At 42.0% G+C, this 19,475-nt stretch carries 15 protein-coding genes; 9 read left to right on the top strand and 6 right to left on the bottom strand.

What is annotated here, in order from left to right:
• Entirely contained in the window at positions 1-1,938 is a 1,938-nt protein-coding gene (locus ACFGVS_RS20260; protein ID WP_439695350.1) for a DUF3857 domain-containing protein, read from the bottom strand.
• Between the two features lie 7 nt (positions 1,939-1,945).
• Positions 1,946-3,880 (bottom strand): DUF3857 domain-containing protein, encoded by a 1,935-nt coding sequence (locus tag ACFGVS_RS20265; protein WP_439695351.1) that lies wholly within the window; start codon positions 3,878-3,880, stop codon positions 1,946-1,948.
• Between the two features lie 374 nt (positions 3,881-4,254).
• Between ACFGVS_RS20265 and hflX the strand changes: the two genes are divergently transcribed.
• Positions 4,255-5,439 (top strand): GTPase HflX, encoded by a 1,185-nt coding sequence (gene hflX, locus ACFGVS_RS20270; protein WP_439695352.1) that lies wholly within the window; start codon positions 4,255-4,257, stop codon positions 5,437-5,439.
• Between the two features lie 114 nt (positions 5,440-5,553).
• Here hflX and ACFGVS_RS20275 read toward each other — a convergent pair whose 3' ends face one another.
• Together ACFGVS_RS20275 and mqnB are read right to left on the bottom strand one after the other, a co-directional pair.
• On the bottom strand, positions 5,554-6,414 hold the full coding sequence (locus ACFGVS_RS20275; RefSeq protein WP_439695353.1) for a menaquinone biosynthesis family protein: 861 nt from the start codon (positions 6,412-6,414) through the stop codon (positions 5,554-5,556).
• A 147-nt stretch (positions 6,415-6,561) separates the two neighbouring features.
• Positions 6,562-7,182 carry a futalosine hydrolase gene (mqnB, locus tag ACFGVS_RS20280; protein WP_439695354.1) on the bottom strand — a complete coding sequence of 207 codons (621 nt, stop codon included), beginning with the start codon at positions 7,180-7,182 and terminating at the stop codon, positions 6,562-6,564.
• Positions 7,183-7,279: 97 nt separating this feature from the next.
• Here mqnB and ACFGVS_RS20285 point away from each other — a divergent pair, with 97 nt between their 5' ends.
• The 4 genes from ACFGVS_RS20285 (at position 7,280) to ACFGVS_RS20300 (ending at position 13,111) form a co-directional block, all read left to right on the top strand.
• Positions 7,280-7,696 (top strand): 6-pyruvoyl trahydropterin synthase family protein, encoded by a 417-nt coding sequence (locus ACFGVS_RS20285; protein ID WP_090651629.1) that lies wholly within the window; start codon positions 7,280-7,282, stop codon positions 7,694-7,696.
• A 9-nt stretch (positions 7,697-7,705) separates the two neighbouring features.
• On the top strand, positions 7,706-8,344 hold the full coding sequence (gene folE / locus ACFGVS_RS20290; protein ID WP_090651394.1) for a GTP cyclohydrolase I FolE: 639 nt from the start codon (positions 7,706-7,708) through the stop codon (positions 8,342-8,344).
• An 87-nt stretch (positions 8,345-8,431) separates the two neighbouring features.
• Complete coding sequence (fabD, locus tag ACFGVS_RS20295; RefSeq protein ID WP_439695355.1) at positions 8,432-9,316, top strand: ACP S-malonyltransferase; 885 nt, start codon at positions 8,432-8,434, stop codon at positions 9,314-9,316.
• A gap of 63 nt (positions 9,317-9,379) precedes the next feature.
• Positions 9,380-13,111, top strand: a complete 3,732-nt coding sequence (locus ACFGVS_RS20300; RefSeq protein WP_439695356.1) for an ATP-binding protein — start codon at positions 9,380-9,382, stop codon at positions 13,109-13,111.
• Between the two features lie 142 nt (positions 13,112-13,253).
• Here ACFGVS_RS20300 and ACFGVS_RS20305 read toward each other — a convergent pair whose 3' ends face one another.
• Positions 13,254-13,784 carry a YfiT family bacillithiol transferase gene (locus tag ACFGVS_RS20305; RefSeq protein ID WP_274210874.1) on the bottom strand — a complete coding sequence of 177 codons (531 nt, stop codon included), beginning with the start codon at positions 13,782-13,784 and terminating at the stop codon, positions 13,254-13,256.
• 89 nt (positions 13,785-13,873) lie between these two features.
• Between ACFGVS_RS20305 and ACFGVS_RS20310 the strand changes: the two genes are divergently transcribed.
• Positions 13,874-15,211: an FAD-dependent oxidoreductase gene (locus tag ACFGVS_RS20310; RefSeq protein ID WP_439695357.1), complete on the top strand. Its 1,338-nt coding sequence runs from the start codon at positions 13,874-13,876 to the stop codon at positions 15,209-15,211.
• Here the strand turns inward: ACFGVS_RS20310 and ACFGVS_RS20315 are convergent.
• Positions 15,208-15,729, bottom strand: a complete 522-nt coding sequence (locus ACFGVS_RS20315) for a GNAT family N-acetyltransferase (RefSeq protein ID WP_439695358.1) — start codon at positions 15,727-15,729, stop codon at positions 15,208-15,210. The two genes, ACFGVS_RS20310 and ACFGVS_RS20315, sit on opposite strands and share 4 nt — an antisense overlap.
• A gap of 87 nt (positions 15,730-15,816) precedes the next feature.
• On the opposite strand from ACFGVS_RS20315, the gene ACFGVS_RS20320 reads away from it, so the two are divergent.
• The 3 genes from ACFGVS_RS20320 (at position 15,817) to rimP (ending at position 19,475) form a co-directional block, all read left to right on the top strand.
• Positions 15,817-18,180 carry a prolyl oligopeptidase family serine peptidase gene (locus ACFGVS_RS20320; protein WP_439695359.1) on the top strand — a complete coding sequence of 788 codons (2,364 nt, stop codon included), beginning with the start codon at positions 15,817-15,819 and terminating at the stop codon, positions 18,178-18,180.
• Entirely contained in the window at positions 18,180-18,884 is a 705-nt protein-coding gene (locus tag ACFGVS_RS20325; protein ID WP_439695360.1) for a hypothetical protein, read from the top strand. The genes ACFGVS_RS20320 and ACFGVS_RS20325 overlap by 1 nt, the downstream gene beginning before the upstream one ends.
• 126 nt (positions 18,885-19,010) lie before the next feature.
• A complete protein-coding gene (gene rimP / locus ACFGVS_RS20330) occupies positions 19,011-19,475 on the top strand; it encodes a ribosome assembly cofactor RimP (RefSeq protein ID WP_274210879.1) in 465 nt (154 codons plus the stop codon).

The following is a 19,475-nucleotide window of genomic DNA, read 5'->3' on the forward strand; positions in this document are numbered from 1 at the left end:
TTAAGCTTTGCGGCGTATCACCAGTTTTTTATTTTGCGCTTTGGCAATGGCATCAAAATAAGCCTGCATTTCGTTGTATTTTGACGCCGGTATACCCTGTTTGGTCAAGTCGAACTTCGTGGTATTTACCACCTGGTTTTTGGCGGCATCATAGGTGTATTTCACATCATAAGTTCCGTAGCTAAATTTAAGACTTTGACTTGCTGGTAAGGTCTCAACTTCAAAGCCAGAAGGAAGATCAATAGTGGTAACACATGTTTTTAACATGGGGTTATCAAAATAATAATCATACTTCCGTTTGTCAACAACGGGAACTGTCAATTGCCATAAATCAAAAACACGTGGTCGGTAAAACTGCTTGTCCCCGGATGCCATATCCACAAATTTATCGTACTCCAACTCGATATTAATCTCTTTAACACCATCCTTATCTACAGATGGTTTAAATTCGAAAACGGAAGGTTGTTTCATATTAAGCCGCCTTATCATCCTTTGTTTTTGTTCGTCGGTTTTTAACGATGAAAGGCCAATATATCCATCTCTGTAATCGCCGGTGCTTAAAATTTTTATTTGCGCTTTGGCCCCGCCATCTGCATCCAATACTAAGTGTGCTTCGCTATTAAATTGGTTGTCGGTATCCTTGCTTTTGGGGGTGCAAACCAATTTACCTCCTGTTTCTGTTATTATTAATGCATTTCTGTTTTCGGTAAAAGTGCCTAATTTGCCAAAAGGTTGAGTCATGCTTGTACATTCCAGCCAAGTTGTATCGCTTTTAAGCGGTACACACAAAATTACGTGGTTAAACGGATCGCTCGGAAACGAAGGCTCTGCCGGTTCTTCATTTGTACCGGCATTTATTATGGTATAATAGGATGGAATATTAACGGCCTTTAGCAAGGCATACATATAATTTGAAAGGGCCTTACAGTCACCATATTTTTTTTGATCTACAAAAGTTGCCGGAAATGGCTTTAGGCCTCCAATACCTAACTGTATACTTACATAGCGCATATTTTGCTGCATATATTCGTATAAAAATTTGACTTTTTCTTTGTCGGTTTTTATATCGGCCGTCATTTTCTTTATTGCATCGGCTCTTTCAGGACTTAGCGTACATACATCGGCATTTAATGCAAGCTGCCATTTGCCATAGCTTTCCCAGCTGCTTATATCTCCCGGCAGGCCGGCAAATTGAAAGGCATTAGTAGCAAACAAGATTTTCGGAAGTACCAGCCATGACAAAGCCTCGTCTTCCGGTTTAATTGCTTTTAAATTGGTTACGTGCCATGTATACTTGTCCAGTTCACCATCTTTACTTTTTTCAGGCACAATTTGAGTGTGCTTGTTCATATACCTAAAACCCAATGCCGGGTTAACGCTTATCTTGTATTCTGCAAACTGAACAGATCGTTCAGAGCCCTCAATATTCCATTCGTTTAAATCAAGATAGCTGTTCATGTCTTTTTCATAGGTTATCTCAATTGTTGCAGGGTAGCTGGCAATGGCATGTTCCTTTATTAATACACGATCGTCTGTAACGATTGATATTCCATCAACAGCTGCATGGTCGTAAAAATCGCTTTTCCGATATTTCTTTACCTGTACGCCCGCAGCATTATATACCATCATTTGAACATCATCTATGCTCGTAAACTTTTTGTCGTAACCCAACACTAAGGCCGCGTTGTCATCGCCCTTTTCATTTAAAACAGCAATAATACTATGATGCTTTTTTACCATATGTCCTAAGCTCTTAACAATCACTTCGTCGCTTGAATAGCGCACAACGGCATTTGCGTCCTCTTTCAACGAATCGGGTATTGTTGCTGCGATATAAAGATTTTTAGGTATATTTTTATCCTGGCTATAACCCGTGGTATACAGCGCACATAAGGCTGCTGTGGTAAGCAGCAGCCTGGTGTAATGTTTAATAAACATAATTTTATTAGCCCTTTTTGAGTACAATTTGCTCGTTAAGCATATCGTACATTTTTTTACAAAACTCACGGAACTCGGGGTAATTCTCTTTAAAATACATCGACTTTTTATGATCGATGCTAAATCGTACCATTATTGAACCTTCTTGTTCGGCAACCAGGCGCTTAAAAACTACAGTTCCATCGGGTATAGCCATGCTGATGCTTTTGGGCATTGCATCAATTTTATATCCTGCCGGAATTTTAAAAATGCCGGTGATGGCGTAGTTGTCGCGGTAGCCAAAATCAATATCAGTAAAGCGGTTTTCGGCCAAAAACGGGTTTGTTTTAAGGCCGGTAAACAGGTTTGAGTTAAAGTAGATATAGTTATCATCACTACCTGTAAGGTCAAGATTGAAGCTGAGCTTTTGACGCAGCGGCAGCGTGTCGATGTCCATATTCTCGAACGTAAGTTCCGATATTTTAAGGTTGTTGTTGTCCTCGCGTAAATAGTCGTTATATTTTTTTTCGCCGTCGGTTTTAAACTTTTTAGTATACCTTATTTTATTGTAGCTGAAGCTGCTGATATCGGCGCTGCCGCTCATTTTGCCATCAGGTTTAATTTCGGCATTCAATAAAACAACCTGGCGTACTGGCTCCGGTTCCTGTAAAAACGAAAGATCATATATCTTATTTGTGTCATCAATATAAAAACCAAACGAGTTTAAAAAGTTATCGGGCACCTTATTGTAAAGGTTGTATTTACTGGTGGCATCAAGCGCATAATATTTAGCGCTATCAACAGGGATATAAGCTATCATGCTGTTGAATTGATAAACACTCGGGTAGCTTGGGTTTATCCGCCCGTTTGTGCGTGTGCTTACCATCATAGGATAAACAGTCAACCCCGATTTTTTTAGTAAGTGATAAAGTATTATGTTTATTTCGGCAGAGTTACCCACTTTTTTCTCCCAGGCTTTCGGGGTTCCGTCGGTACTGCTAATGTCATAACTATCATTCCACTTCATGGTGTTTTTAACCTCGTTAAAAACATAAGCAATTTTTTCATCATTGGTTTTAAGGGCCTTGGCCTTGTTGATAATTAATTCTTCGCCGGCAAGTTTCCTGTTCAGCTGACCGCCAAAATCCTCGTTATTTATCCTGTTTTCACCCACTTTTTTCCATGAATCCTGGAAGTTTGGCATAAAATACCCGGGTATGCGGATACTTAACAACTGGAAAAGGATCCGCTCAGAATTATCATTACGGGCATCCATATAGGGTTCATCTTTTAACGATGGAATATTGGCCATCGCTTCGGTATGGGTATTTGACGAACTTGTTTTATCAACTACGTATGGCGAATGCAAATTTGGCAGCCTCTTATAGGTTAAAATATCCGGGATATTAGTATCTAACTCGCTATACCGCGTAGGCAGATCGCTTTGAAAATACCAATCGGGAAAATCGCTCACAGAAGCGCTGGTTAACCTGTATTTATATTCGATAATACAGCCTGGTTTTACATTTGGAAACGAGAAAACCAGCGCCGAGTAGTACTTATCTACGGCTTCGGTGAAGATCTGTTTTTTATCTACCTTAATAATTTCAATGGCGCCATTGGTTAAATTAATGGTTTGCGCCTGTAGCCCGGTTATATATTGCGAACGATTGGCGCTATAGTATTTTATGCGGATGTTTGCCTCATCCTTGCCGTTATCGTTAAATATTTTGATGCGCTTGTGCCTGTCGGTGTTGATATTGTATTGCGTGTCAAAATAGGTATCGCCTTTATCAAAAAGGATTTCGGCATTGGCATCGGGCTCAAAATCGCATTTGGTCATTTCCAGATCGGCTTTATCAACTTTACCGAATGATTGAGCTGTTGGCACAGGGGCAGTAGTTTGTGCGTTTGCGGTAATTGCTAAAGATCCCAGCAATAGGAGGGAAAAGAATTTCTTCATGTCAATAAGGTTTAATCAGACGAATATAATAATAGGAAAATGATTCTTGTTAAAATAAATAAAACAATTTATTTACTTGTTTGTAATGCAGCAAAGTGTTTTTCGGGGCAAGCGGACTAAATAGTTAACGGCGACCAGTTTAGTGTTAACCATGTTAAAACCCCAAAATATTGATTATGAGACAATTGTAAAAACAATATCTGAAATGTGTTAAGTTATGTTAACCCTGTTAGATGCGTTTGTCCTGCGTTTTTTGTAAAACATATTTTATTAGTAATGACAGCCAATTTCCTTTGTATGTGCTATTTTGGCGTTAAATAAGCCCGTTTGTGCTATATTAGTAAATTGGCACCGTGATTGATATACCATAGTTAATGAAGCAAAAATTTTACGATACTGCTGTGAAGCAGGAAAAAGCTGTTTTGGTTGGCGTAATGACACCCCACGTAACCGACGAACAGGAGAAAGAATATTTAGAGGAACTGGAGTTTTTAGTTGCTACAGCAGGCGGCGAAACAATAACTCATTTCACCCAAAAACTACAGCGGCCCGACAGGGCGACTTTTGTGGGCAGTGGTAAACTGGAAGATATAAAGGCTTTTGTTATTGAAGAAGAAATTGATATGGTGGTGTTTGACGATGAGCTGTCGCCATCGCAATTGCGCAATATTGAAAACGAGCTGCAGGTAAAGATACTTGACAGGAATAACCTTATCCTTGATATTTTTGCAAATCGCGCGCAAACAGCGCAGGCTAAAACCCAGGTAGAGCTTGCACAGCTACAATATTTGCTGCCTCGCCTTACGCGTTTGTGGACCCATCTTGAGCGCCAGAAGGGTGGTATTGGTATGCGCGGGCCGGGTGAATCGCAAATTGAGACCGACAGGCGTTTGATTTTGAACAAGATAGCCTTATTGAAAGACAGGCTGAAACAAATAGACAAGCAAAACGAAACCCAGCGCAAAAACCGGAGCCAGATGGTGCGTGCCGCGCTGGTAGGTTATACAAACGTTGGCAAATCAACCATCATGAATATGGTATCCAAATCGGAAGTGTTTGCCGAAAACAAACTGTTTGCCACTTTAGATACAACTGTGAGGAAAGTGGTGTTGGAGAACGTGCCTTTCCTGTTGTCAGACACGGTTGGTTTTATCCGCAAACTACCTCACCAACTGGTGGAGTGTTTTAAATCGACACTGGATGAAGTGCGTGAAGCAGACATATTGGTACACGTGGTAGATATTTCGCACCCTAATTTTGAGGATCAGATACGTACCGTTAACGAGACCCTGAAAGATATTGGCGCTATTGATAAACGGATGATAACGGTATTTAATAAAATAGACGCCTTTAAACCGGAAGATCACCAGATAGAGCAGCAGGAAGAACCCTTAACGCTTGACGATTTTAAACACAGCTGGATGGCCAAAAATAATAGCCCGGCCATATTTATATCGGCCACCAAAAGGGAAAATGTAGATGAGTTCAGGAGTTTGCTGTATGAGGAGGTGAAAGCGATACATACCGAACGTTATCCGTATGATCATTTGTTGTATTAAACGGCGAGGCCCCCTAACCCCCTGAGGGAGGAATTTTTGATTTACTATGTCACTAAATAAAACGGCCCCTCTGATGCAAGAAGGGCCGTTTTATTTTAAACGATGGTTCCCCCTTCAGGGGGCTAGGGGGCTTAGAAATATTTCCTCGTTTATTTGGGGGATAATGTGTTTTTTCTGGGCAGTGTTAAAAAGCAGCTTTATCGCTTTCCTTCCCTCCTCTCCCAATTCTACAGAATATTTATTTACATACAAATCAATGTGTTTGTACATGACCTCTTCACTCATTTCCTGGGCGTGCGAGCGGATAAACTCCAGGCCCGATTTGGGGTTTGCAAAAGCAAACTCAACCGATTTACGCAATACCCTGTTTAATTTGTGCTGAACATCTGCAGGTAAATTACGGTTGGCTACTATCCCGCCAAGCGGAATGGCGCAGCCGGTTTGTTTTTCCCAATGATCGCCCAGGTCGATGATTTTTTTTAAACCCTTATCCTGGTAGGTGAAGCGGTTTTCGTGGATGATCAATCCCACATCAACACGATCTTCCAATACCGCGTTCTCGATATCCGAAAAAACAAGCTCAATTTTAACGGTTGCATTGGGAAAAGCGTTGCCTAATAAAAAATTGGCAGTAGTGTATTTGCCTGGGATCCCTATTTTAAGGTTCGGGCTGCCGGATTCGAGTTGCGAGTAAAGTTTTTCAGGATCGGCATTGCATATCAGCATCGGGCCCACGCCAAAGCCCAGGGCGCTGCCCGAGTCAAGCAGTACATATTTATCGGCCACGTAAGCAAACGCATGGTAGCTAAGTTTGGTAACATCCAATTCGCCGCGGAAAGCTTTTTGGTTCAGGGTTTCTACATCATCATAAAAAACCTCAAACTCCAGCCCTTCGGTGTCAATTTTATGGTGAATAAGGGCATCAAAAATAAAAGTATCATTGGGGCAGGGCGAAAAGCCGAGGGTTAGTTTCATGGTATGTTGTAAGTAGTACGTGTTACGTTATACGTTAAAAAGGGGCACGTATAACGTATAACGTATAACGTCAAACGTAAAACCCCTGCTTGCGTTTTTGAAGCCCTACGTATAACGTACCACGTCAAACGTAAAACCTCGACGCAGTTAAAGCTTAATGATCGCGTCAATCAGATCAATGGCAAAGGTATTCAGATTTTTTATAGCCAACCCTATCTGCCAGTTATCCCGGTTGCGTTTTTCAACATAATTTGACACAGCCCTGATTTGGATACAACGCGCATTAACCTGCTGGCAGGCATAAAAGAACGCCGCGCCTTCCATACTCTCTAATTGGGGGGTTAACCGCTCCTGCACTTTTTTAATAGATGCATCATTTCCATGAACGGTATTTACCGTAATGGCCCGGCCTTTTTTCAAATAAAAACTACTTTCAACCTCATCTAATGTGGTTGTTGGTTTATAGGTTACCTCGCCAAAGCCCAAAACGTTCATCGGTATAAACCGCTCGTCGTCTTCCGCACCGGTTTCGGCAAAAGTATCTTCGGTTACTTCAATCAAAAAACCGGGTTCAATGTTCCTGTCGAAGCTGCCTGCAATGCCCAAATTTATTACCAGGTCATATTTAGCATGGGTAAATTGGCGCCCCAGGGCAAAGGCAGTGGGTACCATGCCTGCGCCGGTTATCAATACATCTATTTTGTTACCGAAGTATTTGACTAAGGGTTCAACTTCGGGCGCCGTTGCGGCAACAATTAATATAAGCATATTGCTTTTTGTACGTTTAATTTACAGATTTTTGACCACGAATATAAAACAACTGGCCTGTTTTTGTTTTGTATATTTGCACCCACTTATTATTATGATGATACATATAACGCGCAAAGAACATTTTAATGCCGCTCACCGGATGTACCGTGAGGAATGGAGCGCTGAAAAAAACAATGAGGTATTTGGCAAATGCGCCAACCCCAACTGGCATGGTCATAATTACAATTTATTTGTAACGGTTAAGGGCGAAATTACCCACGCCACCGGCTATCTGATGGATTTGAAAGAGCTTAAGGTTATTATTAACGAGCATGTTATAGAAAAGCTTGATCATAAAAACATCAATTTGGATGTTGAATTCATGGCGGGCAAAATGGCGTCGACGGAATTGCTTTGCATCGAGATTTTTAATCAGCTTAAGGCGCCTATTGAGGCTTATGAGGGAGTGTTTTTACACTCGGTAAAACTATATGAAACTGAAAATAATTCCGCGGAGTATTTTGGCGGATAACCGGATAAAATGATTGATAAAAACCACATCCCCGACCGCGATGATGATATTGACGGTTACACCAAAATAGACCGGTACAATCCGCAACTAATTGAAAACCTATCGGGCCATTATCTTGACGTTTTAAAGCAGATTGGAGAAAACCCCCAAAGGGAAGGCCTGTTAAAAACACCGGAACGCATAGCCAAGGCGATGTTGTTTTTAACTCATGGCTATGATCTGGATGCTAAAAGCATCCTGAATTCGGCTATGTTTAAAGAGGAATACAGCCAGATGGTAATTGTAAAAGACATAGAAGTGTACTCTATGTGTGAGCACCATATGCTACCCTTTTTTGGAAAGGCTCATATTGCCTATATTCCTAATGGCTATGTGGTTGGGCTAAGCAAAATACCGCGCGTAGTTGATGCCTTTGCCCGCAGGCTGCAGGTGCAGGAGCGCTTAACCAACGAGATTCGCGATTGTATACAGGAAACGCTTAACCCGGTTGGAGTAGGTATTGTTATTGAGTGCCGCCACCTGTGCATGAGTATGCGTGGTGTGCAAAAACAAAACTCGGTTACCACCACATCGGCCTTTACCGGTGAGTTTTTGAAAGAAAAAACCCGCACAGAGTTTTTAAATTTAATAAGTTCGAAATTAGGTTAAACCCCCGGCCCCCTAAGGGGTGCAGGAAGGGTTGATAGGCAATAATTATAAACATAAAATTCCCCCTTTAGGGGGTTAGGGGGCTAAATGAAAGCATATATTTTTCCAGGGCAGGGCGCCCAATTCCCGGGTATGGGTAAAGATCTCTACGAACAGTCTGAAAAAGCACATGAGTTATTTGAAAAAGCAAATGAAATATTGGGTTTCCGGATTACTGATGTGATGTTTGATGGCACAGCCGAAGATTTGGTGCAAACCAACGTTACCCAGCCTGCTATATTTTTACATTCGGTAGTTTTAGCTACCGTTTTGGGCGATGAATTTAAGCCGGATATGGTTGCAGGCCATTCCCTTGGCGAATTTTCGGCCCTTGTTGCTGCAGGTGCCTTATCATTTGAAGATGGTTTGCGATTGGTTGCCGCGCGTGCCAACGCCATGCAAAAAGCCTGTGAAATACAGCCATCAACTATGGCCGCTATTTTAGGGCTGGATGACTTTACCGTTGAGGATGTATGCCGCCAGGTAAGCAACGTGGTAGTAACCGCAAATTATAATTGCCCGGGCCAGCTGGTAATATCGGGTACCATTGCTGGTATTGAAGAGGCTTGCGAGAAATTACTTGCTGCTGGCGCAAAAAGGGCATTAATACTTAAAGTTGGAGGCGCTTTCCATTCGCCGTTAATGGAATCGGCAAGGGTTGAGCTGGAAGCGGCAATTGTAGCTACCGAAATTAAGGCGCCGGTTTGTCCTGTTTATCAAAATATTGATGCTAAGCCATATACAGATCCGGCACTCATCAAACAAAATTTAATTTCCCAGCTTACTGGTGCAGTAAGGTGGACGCAAACCGTTAAACACATGCTGGAAGATGGGGCCACCTCATTTACCGAAGTTGGCCCTGGCAACGTATTGCAAGGGCTGGTAAAAAAGGTTGATAGGGCAATACCCACCCAAAGCGCTGTTTTAGCTTAATAATAATTAAAAAGGCACTATTATAGTGCCTTTTGTTTTTAACGTGTAATATCTGATAGTAATTTGACAACCTCCGGAAAAATACGCTTGTTGCTTACCCTGATAGGTATCGGATTGTTGTTTACGGCCATTTTTATCCAAAAAACATATACGCCGGTAAATAACCTTGACCAAACTGCGCGGGAACTTGAGGATAATTTGCACAAAAAAGAGGCTTATATTGATAAACAGCTAAGTGATAAGGCACAGTTTAACAAATTTAAAATCCTCACAGATAATGATCAGGAAGCAATTAACGGAATAGAAACCTTTACCGCAAAAAAGAATACCTGGTTTATAACGACCTATAAAAACCATCTGAGTTTTTGGAGTGGTATTAAAGTTTTGCCGGATAGCCTTTGGAATATAAAGGAAGGCAATTCGTTTATTAAGCAACCAAACGGGTATTATGAAGCGATAAGGAAAACCGATGGTGATTTTTCTGTAATATTTTTCATCCCGGTGAAAAACAATTACACCTTTACCAACCAGTATCTTCAAAACACTTTTGCTAAAGACCTAATTACCAGTGACAACATTGAACTTGCCGATTTGGGCGATAAGGACGCCTATGATGTACATAGCATTAGTAACGATTATCTTTTTTCGGTAAAGCAAAAAGCCAATAGTGTTAATTACGCGTTTATATACTACGAGGCCGCTTTTTGGATTTTAACCATTCTGACGCTTTGTATATTAATCCATAATATTTGTTGCCATGTGGCGGCAAAGGGTTACGCCTGGTTGTCGGTGATATTCCTGGCATTTTTTATAATGCTGTTCCGTTTTGTTAATTTATATTACCACCTGCCCGATTTTAGCGGCATGCTAAAGCTTTTTGACCCCCAAATTTTCAATTCGGGCATTTTGTACCCGTCTTTTGGCGATTTATGTATTAACCTGCTTTGCTTTTTTTGGTTTGTTGTATTTATATACCTGCAGCGCCGCAGATTGTTTACGGCGGTATATACAAACGCTGTCGGCTATTTTGTTGTAGTTGGTTGCATTCTTTTGCTTATCGCGATATCCACATCGTTGTTAAGATTGTTTTCAGACCTTGTTATCAACTCGGGCATTAACTTTAATGTAAATAATGTGCTGGGCTTGTCATCGTTTAGTGTGCTGGGCGTTTTAATGTTATGCTTTAGTTTTCTTATTTTTTATCTTGTTGATGACGTTGTTCTTTTTATATGCCTTAGGCTGGGGGTGCCGCGGGTGCACCAGTTATTACTACTAATAGCAGGTGTTGCTATCAGCACGGCTGTTTTTGCCCGGTATTATGGCTTTAGCCTGTTTTACCTGTTGTGGATGATGCTGGTATTGATAAGGGCGTTTGGTTTTATATACCACAGAAGCAAACTTACCACAACCTCTTTTTTGGGCGTACTTTTAATATGCTCATTAATATCGGCCATTAAGTTAAACCATTTTGAAAGTATTAAAGAAGAGGTTGTGCGCAAAAAACTGGTACACCGGTTAGAAGACCCGGTTGATCATGATGCCGAAAATACTTTTATAAAAACAGAGAAACGGATTCTTATTGATACCGCCATTGTGCGCTATTTTAAGGAAAATGTACATAATACCGAGTACCTGCTAACCCGTTTTCAGAAATTATATTTTGACGGGTACTTATCAAAGTATGTAGTTAAAATACACGAATATGATGCTAACGACCAGCCCCTTGTTGAAGATGATGTTCCGATAACCAGCTTCAAAGATCAGGTTGTATATAACTCTTATAAGGTTGTGCCAACATCTTATTTTTACCGGGGAACGGCATCGTTTGGGCTTCAGAGCTACTTTGCGATACTCCCCATAAAAAGCAGGAACAAACAATTGGGCACCCTGGCTATTGAGTTTACCTCAAAACCCCTTCAATCGTTAGGCGCCTTCCCCGATTTATTGATAGATGGGTCGCTGCAATCCGAAGATGAATTTAAAGACTATTCGTACGCGTATTATTACGATAATCGCCTGCAAAGCCAGCGGGGCACTTATGTTTATACGCTTAATAATCCCGATTTTAAAGGGGTATTAAAAAAATATATTATAAAAACCACCAGGACAAACAACCCCGAATGGTACAACACCTTTACAAAATACGAACACCTTATTTATAAGCCCAACAAACGTAACATAGTTGTAGCAAGTAAGGAAACAAACCCGCTTTATAATGGGGTAACGTCCATCACCTTCTTTTTTATGGCTTTGCTGGTATTCAGCGCAATTATTATTATTGTCAGGGGTGCATGGGTACGCGTAAGAATTTTAAGCATCAAGGATGACAAAATCCGCTGGAATTTCCGGATCAATTTTGATAAGGTACTTTATAAAACGCGCATACAGTTTGTAATGATTTTTGCGGTTGTTGTTACGCTGATAGCGGTTGGTTTTATCACTTTTGTATCAATAGGGAGCCAGTATCAAAGCCAGCAGGATAAACAAATCCGTAATAAAATAACCCGTATCGCCGAGGCTTTTCAAACGGGTGCGTTAAACAAGTACATATACAATGTAAACGAAAAAAGCCAGGTTGATTTTGACATAATGGCCAAAACCTATTCAACCGACCTGGTTTTGTTTGATATAAACGGCGTACCGCTGGTGACAACACAGCCCAAAATGTACGAAGCCGGCCTGGTGGCAAAAAAAATGAACTCCCGTGCCTTTATCTATTTAAGCCGCCTGCAAAAAACAGAATTTGTAAATGATGAGCGGATAGGCGAATTGAGCTATAAAGCCGCTTATGCGCCCATTACAAGCTCCGGAAGAATAATAGCCTATATCCAATTGCCTTATTTTTCGAACGAAGCAGATTATAAAGAACGTATAACAGCGCTGCTGAACGTGATGATAAACGTTTATACGCTGGTGTTTATAGCTATTGGTTTATTTGCTATTATTATTGCAAGGCAAATTACCACGCCGTTAAGCTTCATACAGGAAACGTTGAGCAAAACCATATATGGCAAAAAAAACGAACCGATAAAATGGCAGCGAAATGATGAAATTGGGGCATTGGTTAAAGAGTACAATAAAATGATATCGGCCCTTGAAAATAGTGCGAACAGGCTGGCACAGTCTGAGCGTGAAAGCGCCTGGCGCGAAATGGCTAAACAGGTAGCTCACGAAATTAAAAATCCGTTAACCCCGCTAAAATTAGGTTTGCAACTGCTTGATAAATCGTGGCGCGACAAGGACCCTAAATTCGATCAAAAATTCGAGCGCTTCAGCAAATCGTTTGTCGAACAAATAGAAAGTTTATCCTCAATCGCATCTGAGTTTTCAGCTTTTGCCAAAATGCCCGATACCCGTATCGAACAATTAAATGTTTTTGAAATGCTTAACCAGGCGGTTACCATATTTAAGCAAATGGACAATATGCATATCATGTATCAGCCGCCGGCCCCCCCCTTTATGATTAATGCCGATAAGGATCAGTTGCTGCGTTGTTTTAATAATTTATTAAAAAATGCCATAGAGGCCACTCCGCCGGATAGGAAAGGGCTAATAGATATCAATTACCTAATTACCAGCAAAAATGTACTGCTTACCATAAAAGATAATGGCAACGGGATTCCCGAAAATATGCGCGAAAAGATATTCGAACCCAATTTTACCACCAAAAGCTCCGGAACGGGCCTTGGGCTTGCCTTTGTGAAAAATTCAATTGAGAATGCCAACGGCAAAATATGGTTTGAAACAACCATTGGTATCGGCACTACTTTTTACCTAAGCTTTCCATCTGTTTAAGGTGATTTAAGGTGAAAGGGTAAAGGCGAAAGGTAAAAGGTTTTTTGCGGCGAACGTGGAAGCCAAGGCCTTTTGATAGGAAACAGAAGCCCTCGTCAGTTAACTACTAAAACCCTTTTACTTTTACCCTTTCGCCTTTGACCTACTTAATAAATTTCTTCACTGTCTCTGTAATATGGGCTAAATGGTGTTTGCTGTGCCATGAGTATAATGCCAACCCTTTTTTAAGCGAAACAGTGTCGCCGGATGCCGGATGTACAAAAGAACGCTGCCACTCGTTTTCGGTAAAACTTTCAAATAAGGCAACCATGTGGATGTGTATGCCTTCTAACATTTTTAATGATGATTCTACCGGCAGGCGATAATCGGGGAGTAAAGCCCAGTCGGCTTCTTCGTATGGTTTTATGACCGGGTTGTTTTCGGTAAGCGCCAGCTTAAACCGGGTGATTGAATTCATGTGGCTGTCGGCCAGGTGATGGATCACTTGTCTCAATGTCCAGCCGCCGGTACGGTAAGGGGTATCCAGTTCCTGGTAGTTTAAACCAGCTATTGCGTTACGCAATTTACCGGGCAGCGTGCGCAGGTCGTCTATCCATTCGCGAATGTTTTCGTCGGTATAGGATGCCGGTGGTGCAAACTTCCCTATCGGGAACCTCATTTGTTGGTCTGTCATATGTCTATAAAAAAAATTAAATTAAGTATAATTTTATAGTACAGCAAGCTTTAGCCTAAATTAGCGTTCTGTACGTGTTATTTAAACTGATGATAAAAAAACTGTTTTTAGTACTGCTGCTGTTAAAATGCTCCTTTACATATGCGCAAACCATTAAAACCGATATCCTTGTAATTGGCGGTGGTCCTGCCGGCGCCTCGGCGGCCATACAGGGAGCCCGCAGCAAAATTAAAACAGTACTTGTTGAAGCTGACCCGCAATTATGCCCATCAATGCAGGCTCAAACAATGATAACTATCGGCGGCGGGCACAATCTACCGTCCGGCATCTGGGGCGAATTCCGGAAATGGGTAATGATATTTTACAAAAAAGCACCTGGATATGATACCGCATACAATGCTCCTCTTCGTTTAGAGCCATTCACCGGGGCTGCCGTCATAAAAAAAATGGCGGATACGGTCAAAAATCTCACTATAAAGGTAAACACTACTGTTAGCACGGTAAAAAGAGACGGGGATGGTTGGGTGGTAACCGTTAGCCAGGATTCAAAATCGCAACAAATAAAAACAAGGGTGATTATTGACGCCACCCCCAATGCTGCAATAGCCCAAAAACTGAATCTCAATTTTAAGCCAGCGGATTTAATGGCCAATAGCTACCAGTCTACCGCCTATCGTACCAGCATCGCGACAGGCGATGGTTATAAGGGCCGTAGTGATGATAAAAAGAACACATCAAACAGTTACCCGCAACCGCCGGTATATTGTATTCCGTTAAGCGCTGTTGTAGCCCCGGGCGCAGAGAACCTGTTGATAATAAGTTCGTTTTTCCCCGAGGATGACATTCAATATCTGCCCAACCAGCTTATGCTGGGTCAGGGTGCCGGAGCAGCAGCAGCATTTTGTGCGTTTTTTAAAACTACTACTCACAAATTAAACGCACGCACTGTGCAGGGCGAACTACTGGATTTTAAAAGCTACTTGCTTCCATTTGCCGATGTGAACCAAAACGATCATTATTTTAGGGCGGTGCAGCAGGTTGGGGCAACCGGTTTATTAAGGGGAGTGCAAAAATTGGATGGTAATAAAACTGATGTACTGTTTATGCCCGATTCGGCTGTTAATACGGCCGAGATTGAACCGGTATTAAATGATATTTATACCCGTACATTTTTATGGTTCAACAGGGAAAAACCCACGCAAAAATTTACAGTAGAAAACACGCTGTCGCTTATAAGCGAGATAACGCTAACCGATCCTAAAACCCTGCACATCTCCATGGCCAAGGCCTGGAAAAGCCAATATAAATTCCAAACGGATTTTGATGTTAACCGGCCAATAACCCGCCGGGAGTTTGCTATACTGGTTAACCAGTTTTTAAACCCTTTTGCCCGAACGGTGGATTTATCGGGTAGGTTTGTAAATTAAACGGAAGGCTTAAGTATAGCGTATAAATGCTCGTCTAAAATAAGGCCGTTTTTAATAATGGCATTTTTACAGATAGCTTCTTTTACGAAACCCGCTTTTTCCAATACCCGCATTGATTTTGGATTGTTGCCTAATACGCCCGCCTGTAGCCTTACAATATCAAGTTTGGCAAAGCCGTAATCAACAACCTGTTTAACAGCTTTGTGCATTATGCCTTTTCCCCAATGTTCCTGACCCAGCCAATATCCAATTAATGCGGATTTTCGATAAATATCGACCCTTAAATCAATGCCAATTACGCCTGCAACTTCGTGGTTAATAACAATCGCAAACTTAGTTTGCACTTTGTCGGCCATTGCAAGCCCTATAAAATCAAAGGCATCCGTAAGCTTGTATGGCGATGGAAAGCGATCAAGAAGGGCATCAAAAACCCTTGGGTTATCGGCATGTTTTTGTAACGATTTAGCATCGGCCAACCGCAACTCCCGTAAAATAAAACCGTCGCCTTTAATTTCCATTTGTAACAATAAACGCCTAAAATTAGCAAAGCAAAGCCAAACTGTTAAATTGCATCGCGTATTAGTTGCGCGAAATAAGACTGACTCATGAAAAAAATATTTACGCTGCTATTGCTGGCCAATACTGCCGGTGCTTTTGCCCAAAAGCTGGATACCCTTACCATTGAAAAAATTATGCGCGATCCAAAATGGATAGGCGTATCCCCATCAAACATTCACTGGAGCGATGACAGCAAAAAAATCCTTTTTACCTGGAATGCAGATAAAACCGGGCCTGATGAATTGTTTGCCGCTACGCCTGCCAGTGCGGCACCGCAAAAAGTAAGCATTGCCAATAAGCGCGGTTTACCGGCAGAAAATGGTAATTGGAATAAAAAGCGCACTCAAAAAGTTTTTGAAAAAAACGGAGATTTGTTTTTAGAAGATCTCAAAACGGGCAAAATAACGCCGCTTACCCATACCGAGGAGGGGGAAAGTTCGCCGGTTTTTAACGGCGATGAAAGCCACATCATATTTTCGCAAGGCAGTAACCTGTTCTCCGTGAAGCTTAATGGGAATGGGTTGGAGCAGCTAACTAATTTTGTTAAATCAAAAAGTAAAAAGGGCAACGACGAACTTAACGAAGAAGAAAAATGGCTTAAAAGGCAGCAGCTGGAATTGTTTGATATTATTAAAGTTGAGAAGAAAGAGAAAAAACAAGACTCAACTGAAAGTGCAGAGTTGGCGCCGAAGCGATTGAGGGAACTGGTTTTTGGAACAAAACGGGTTGGGCGGGTTAAAATAAGCCCCGATGAACGCTTTGTTACTTACCGGCTTACAAAGCAGACCGATGACGTTAAAAGCGCCATCGTTCCTAATTATGTAACCGAATCGGGGTTCACGGAGGATATTCCCAATCGTTCAAAAGTAGGCCGTCCATCATCAACATCCGAAACTTTTATTTATGACCGTCAGCGCGATTCTGTTTGTCGCATCAGCACGGCCGATATCCCAGGAATTAAAGACCAGCCCGATTATTTAAAAGATTATCCTAAAGAGCAGGAAGCTTATAAAAAGGCAAATGCCGACAGGCTGGTAACCATAGAAGGCGTGTTATGGAGCGAGAACAGCGCCCATGCAGTTGTTGTAATATCGGCCCAGGATAATAAAGACCGCTGGATTATGCGATTGGACGCCGCTACCGGCAAGCTTAGCCTGCTTGACCGCCAGCGCGATGAAGCCTGGATTGGTGGTCCCGGAATTGAAAACTCGGCGACAGGGAATGTTGGGTTTATCGACAATGATCATTTTTATTTTCAGAGCGAGGCCAGCGGTTACTCCCACATCTACGTAATTGATGTTAATAGCGGCGTAAAAAAGCAAATTACCAGTGGCAAATGGGAAGTGCAAACCTTGCAGTTATCCAACGATAAAAAAAGGTTTTACTTCACCGCCAATATCGATCATCCCGGGTTGACGGATTTTTATAGTCTGCCGGTTGATGGCGGGACGCCAACAAAAACAACCGGCATGAAGGGCGGCAACGACGTAACACTATCGCCCGACGAAAAGTGGCTGGCTATCCGCTACTCCTATTCCAACAAACCATGGGAACTATATGTGCAGGCCAATAAGCCCGGTGCCAGGGCGGTGCAGGTTACCAAATCCATAAGCAAAGAATACGAATCATACCAATGGCGCGCCCCGGAAATTATCACCTTTAAGAACCGTTATGGCAGCGATGTTTACGCCCGCCTTTACCTCCCCAAAAAGGCCGACCCCGCCAAACCGGCTGTGGTTTTTGTGCATGGCGCAGGATACCTGCAAAATGTAACTTATTCCTGGAGCTATTACTTCCGCGAGTTTATGTTTAACAATATGCTGGCCGATAATGGTTATACTGTGATTGATATTGATTATACGGCAAGCGCGGGTTACGGCCGCGACTGGCGCACAGGTATTTACCGGCATATGGGGGGCAAAGACCTATCCGACCAGGTTGATGGCGTAAAGTACCTGGTTGATAAATATGGCGTAAACCCCAAACACGTTGGCTTATACGGCGGATCATACGGCGGGTTTATTACGCTGATGGGCATGTTTACCGAGCCCGATGTTTTCGCGGCGGGCGGTGCTATCCGCTCGGTTACAGATTGGGCGCATTATAATCATGAGTATACCTCCAATATTTTAAATGAACCTTTTACAGATGAAACAGCTTATCGAAAAAGCTCGCCTATATACTTTGCCAATGGCTTAAAAGGCAATTTATTGATGTTGCACGGGATGATAGATCAGAATGTGAATTACCAGGATATAATCAGGCTAACCCAGAGATTAATTGAGTTGCACAAGGAAAATTGGGAGCTGGCATCGTACCCCGTAGAAGACCACGCCTTTGAACAGCCCAGCAGCTGGACGGATGAGTATAAACGGATTTATAAATTATTTGAACAAACGTTGAAGAAATAATGGGACGGCACAAAAGCATCCGTTTTGAACGCGGGCGAAGACTCACCCGGCGAGGCTGCGCCCGCCACCCTCTCTTCACCTACGGTGGAAAGAGGGACTTGAACGGTGAATATCACAATGTTAAGAAAAAACAATTAATAAATTTTCAAGCCCCTCTTTCCGGCGAAGCCGAAGAGAGGGTGGCGGGCGTAGCCTCGCCGGGTGAGTCTTCGCCACCATGCGATGTGCGTCAATCGCTCTTCAGTATTTTGTCGAATTTTACCAACTCGAATCACTTGTTTTTTTATCAGGCACTTTTGCTTATTACCCTCTTTTACGCTGGCTGCTCCTCCGATAAACCCAAAGTCAACAACGTTAAAATTAACCTTACCCCCGATAAGCACTCCCTCAAAATAACAGGCCTCGACCCATTGATAGTCCAGGATATCAACCGCGACTCATCCGGTGGCAACTGGCAAAGCCTGGTGCCGGTATTTAAAATGCCGATAGATACCGAGCTAAAAAACTATCAGCCCATACAGCCGGGCAAGTATGTGGTTACAGATAGCGTGGTGGTTTTTACGCCCGACACCCCTTTTATCGCGCAGCAAACTTATTTTGTACGCTACTATAAATTTGATGCCAATAGCAAGGCCTCGGATTTTATATTAGGAAAAAACAAACTGGGCAGCTTGCACTATACAGATTTGATTTTTAAGCAATAACCCTATTTGATAGTTGAAAAATTAATAAATTTGATTATATTTGCAGTCAATTAATAAAAGAGGGGGCAAATAGCCCCCTCTTTTATTTTATCAATTAAAAATTATCAATCAAAAAACGGGCGGGTAATGAACATTGAAAAAAGAGTAAGGGAACTGGTAGAAGAAAAAATAGCCGATAAGCCGAATTTGTTTTTGGTGGATGTTAAAATGCACTCAAACGGAAAACTTATAGTTTTGCTTGATGGTGATGACGGTGTAGGTATTGACGATTGTGTGGCGGTAAGCAGGCATGTGGGCTTCCATTTAGAGGAAGAAAACGTAATTGAAACAGCCTACAACCTGGAAGTATCGTCGCCGGGGATTGATTTTCCACTTTCGTCGGCAAGGCAATATGCCAAAAATGTTGGGCGCACATTGGGTATCAAAATGGCCGATGGCGTAAAACGAGAGGGTGTTTTATCGGCATTAACCGAAGACGCCATTATAATTGAAGAAAAAATAAAAGAAAAAGGGAAAAAGGCCGAAACTGTTGAAAGCGTTATCCCATTAGATAAAATAACAGAAACAAAAGTTTTAATATCATTCAAGTAG

The sequence above is a fragment of the Mucilaginibacter sediminis genome, from assembly GCF_051903035.1.
Taxonomy (GTDB): domain Bacteria; phylum Bacteroidota; class Bacteroidia; order Sphingobacteriales; family Sphingobacteriaceae; genus Mucilaginibacter.

Coding starts and splice junctions, on each gene's coding strand:
- ACFGVS_RS20310 (WP_439695357.1), top strand. CDS start 13,874: ATGATAAAAAAACTGTTTTTAGTACTGCTGCTGTTAAAATGCTCCTTT.
- ACFGVS_RS20265 (WP_439695351.1), bottom strand. CDS start 3,880: ATGAAGAAATTCTTTTCCCTCCTATTGCTGGGATCTTTAGCAATTACC.
- mqnB (WP_439695354.1), bottom strand. CDS start 7,182: ATGCTTATATTAATTGTTGCCGCAACGGCGCCCGAAGTTGAACCCTTA.
- fabD (WP_439695355.1), top strand. CDS start 8,432: ATGAAAGCATATATTTTTCCAGGGCAGGGCGCCCAATTCCCGGGTATG.
- rimP (WP_274210879.1), top strand. CDS start 19,011: ATGAACATTGAAAAAAGAGTAAGGGAACTGGTAGAAGAAAAAATAGCC.
- ACFGVS_RS20325 (WP_439695360.1), top strand. CDS start 18,180: ATGGGACGGCACAAAAGCATCCGTTTTGAACGCGGGCGAAGACTCACC.
- folE (WP_090651394.1), top strand. CDS start 7,706: ATGATTGATAAAAACCACATCCCCGACCGCGATGATGATATTGACGGT.
- ACFGVS_RS20275 (WP_439695353.1), bottom strand. CDS start 6,414: ATGAAACTAACCCTCGGCTTTTCGCCCTGCCCCAATGATACTTTTATT.
- ACFGVS_RS20260 (WP_439695350.1), bottom strand. CDS start 1,938: ATGTTTATTAAACATTACACCAGGCTGCTGCTTACCACAGCAGCCTTA.
- ACFGVS_RS20320 (WP_439695359.1), top strand. CDS start 15,817: ATGAAAAAAATATTTACGCTGCTATTGCTGGCCAATACTGCCGGTGCT.
- ACFGVS_RS20285 (WP_090651629.1), top strand. CDS start 7,280: ATGATACATATAACGCGCAAAGAACATTTTAATGCCGCTCACCGGATG.
- ACFGVS_RS20305 (WP_274210874.1), bottom strand. CDS start 13,784: ATGACAGACCAACAAATGAGGTTCCCGATAGGGAAGTTTGCACCACCG.
- ACFGVS_RS20315 (WP_439695358.1), bottom strand. CDS start 15,729: ATGGAAATTAAAGGCGACGGTTTTATTTTACGGGAGTTGCGGTTGGCC.
- hflX (WP_439695352.1), top strand. CDS start 4,255: ATGAAGCAAAAATTTTACGATACTGCTGTGAAGCAGGAAAAAGCTGTT.